Here is a 1791-nt window from a genome sequence, read left to right on the forward strand (position 1 = left end):
AAAGATAAAGAGGAGCGCAATGCTCATCGGAATATAGCGGATACGGAAGTTGAAGCGAGATAAGTTCTTTAAGAAAACACAATCATGTAAGCGTGACGAGTAGACAAAACGAAAGTCATGAACAAATTCAAGAATTAGTTCAATTCGATCCAAGATCAGAGATATAAAAAAAGAATTCTGATTATGTAAATAGTTGGAATCAAAAACTTCATTTTACAATGGAGAGTTTGATCCTGGCTCAGGATGAACGCTAGCGGCAGGCCTAATACATGCAAGTCGGACGGGATCCATCGGAGAGCTTGCTCGAAGATGGTGAGAGTGGCGCACGGGTGCGTAACGCGTGAGCAACCTACCTCTATCAGGGGGATAGCCTCTCGAAAGAGAGATTAACACCGCATAATATATCTGATTGGCATCAGTTGGATATTAAATATTTATAGGATAGAGATGGGCTCGCGTGACATTAGCTAGTTGGTAGGGTAACGGCTTACCAAGGCGACGATGTCTAGGGGCTCTGAGAGGAGAATCCCCCACACTGGTACTGAGACACGGACCAGACTCCTACGGGAGGCAGCAGTAAGGAATATTGGTCAATGGGCGGAAGCCTGAACCAGCCATGCCGCGTGCAGGATGACTGCCCTATGGGTTGTAAACTGCTTTTGTCCAGGAATAAACCTAAATACGAGTATTTAGCTGAATGTACTGGAAGAATAAGGATCGGCTAACTCCGTGCCAGCAGCCGCGGTAATACGGAGGATCCGAGCGTTATCCGGATTTATTGGGTTTAAAGGGTGCGTAGGCGGCCTATTAAGTCAGGGGTGAAATACGGTGGCTCAACCATCGCAGTGCCTTTGATACTGATGGGCTTGAATCCATTTGAAGTGGGCGGAATAAGACAAGTAGCGGTGAAATGCATAGATATGTCTTAGAACTCCGATTGCGAAGGCAGCTCACTAAGCTGGTATTGACGCTGATGCACGAAAGCGTGGGGATCGAACAGGATTAGATACCCTGGTAGTCCACGCCCTAAACGATGATAACTCGATGTTGGCGATAGACAGCCAGCGTCTTAGCGAAAGCGTTAAGTTATCCACCTGGGGAGTACGCCCGCAAGGGTGAAACTCAAAGGAATTGACGGGGGCCCGCACAAGCGGAGGAGCATGTGGTTTAATTCGATGATACGCGAGGAACCTTACCCGGGCTTGAAAGTTAGTGAAGAGACCAGAGACGGTCTCGTCCTTCGGGACACGAAACTAGGTGCTGCATGGCTGTCGTCAGCTCGTGCCGTGAGGTGTTGGGTTAAGTCCCGCAACGAGCGCAACCCCTATGTTTAGTTGCCAGCATGTAATGATGGGGACTCTAAACAGACTGCCTGTGCAAACAGTGAGGAAGGTGGGGACGACGTCAAGTCATCATGGCCCTTACGTCCGGGGCTACACACGTGCTACAATGGATGGTACAGCGGGCAGCTACATAGCAATATGATGCTAATCTCTAAAAGCCATTCACAGTTCGGATTGGGGTCTGCAACTCGACCCCATGAAGTTGGATTCGCTAGTAATCGCGTATCAGCAATGACGCGGTGAATACGTTCCCGGGCCTTGTACACACCGCCCGTCAAGCCATGAAAGTTGGGGGTACCTAAAGCATGTGACCGCAAGGAGCGTGTTAGGGTAAAACCGATAATTGGGGCTAAGTCGTAACAAGGTAGCCGTACCGGAAGGTGCGGCTGGAATACCTCCTTTCTAGAGTATCGAAGATCGATGCTCGTCACGTATATATGATTGAATA

At 48.9% G+C, this 1791-nt stretch carries 1 rRNA gene; it reads left to right on the top strand.

The features are described from left to right. Positions 1-215 precede the first annotated feature (215 nt). A 16S ribosomal RNA gene (locus DFQ12_RS27885) occupies positions 216-1745 on the top strand. The last annotated feature ends 46 nt before the right edge of the window (positions 1746-1791 follow it).

Source organism: Sphingobacterium detergens (assembly GCF_003610355.1).
GTDB lineage: Bacteria > Bacteroidota > Bacteroidia > Sphingobacteriales > Sphingobacteriaceae > Sphingobacterium > Sphingobacterium detergens.